Annotated in this window: 1 protein-coding gene; it reads right to left on the bottom strand. The window is 33.2% G+C overall.

Annotated features, from left to right (window positions below):
* Window positions 1-1101, bottom strand: a 1101-nt coding sequence (locus HGC4_RS06535; protein WP_050709320.1) for an NUDIX hydrolase, incomplete at its 5' end; no start/stop codon positions are given.

The raw sequence follows: 1101 nt of genomic DNA, 5'->3' as shown, positions 1-1101 counted from the left end.
TTATTCTTTATGCGAGACTTCTCTTTTTAGAATATCTGCTTGAATAACTGTGTTTTTAAGATACTCATATTCTAATTGGAAGCATTCACTGAATATATTATCTTCTGTTAGACTGTCTTCAATTTGTTTTGTAGTCCAGAACTTACCATCTAATAAACTAATGCTTTTTAGTTGCTCTTCATTCTCTATTCTGGATACGAACAAAAATACTAAACGTTTCACCTCTTGATTCTCGAATACATATTTTAATAAGAAATTGAAAGGTAATTCTTGCATATTCAACGATCTGGAAATACTATTTCTTACAGATATGTTGATCTCATGATTAAAAAGCATAAGCTTCTCGAAAGGGTGATCGTAAGCCGAAGGGTCTATTGAACTATTATTTCCTCTTTTTTGAACATAAACTTCTCCATTATGTATCAGAGCTATACGTACCATTGGGTGCATAAAGCGTTTTTTCATTTGAGACGATACAGACTTTGCTATACGACCTGTTACCTCACCCGATTCGTTTACTATGGGCAACCACTCTTCTTTTCTAAGCTGCTTTACGATATTTCGAGTTTTTATTTCCTCATAAATAATTATGCCTGCAAGTATTGCTATCGGTATTATGCTATAGAATATAGTGTCCGCAAGAGGGCTTGACTCTAAATGTATTCGACTTAGTTGATAAAGCATAAGGATGAACAAATGACATGTCAATCCATATTGCGTAAGCTTTGCAATATCAAAAAATTCTCCTAAATAAGTCTTTTGGATAATACTCTGCTTTTTACCTAAGTACATGTTTATATAAGCTTTACCCAATCTGGTTACAAATAGAAGGCAGACAAATGTTATCTCGAAAAACACGAGATACATGAGGGCCGGAATTGTAGTTTTGTGTAGGATATACCAAAGTATCAGCGTAAAGAATAATGATATAAAATTAAGAATAAACATTAGTCCACACGCATTCGCTTTTGTGTAAAATCTTAGGATAATATCTAGTGCTCCTGAAAAGAGGACAGAGATTATCAGAGAATAGCCAATATTTCCTGTTGTGGTAAATAATACTATATATAGTATACTAGCCAGTAGTCCCAAAGAGGGATT

It is taken from the genome of Dysgonomonas sp. HGC4, assembly GCF_001261715.1.
GTDB lineage: Bacteria > Bacteroidota > Bacteroidia > Bacteroidales > Dysgonomonadaceae > Dysgonomonas_A.
The sequence above is the reverse complement of the archived record's forward strand: the minus strand, read 5'-3'. Positions and strand labels throughout refer to the sequence as shown.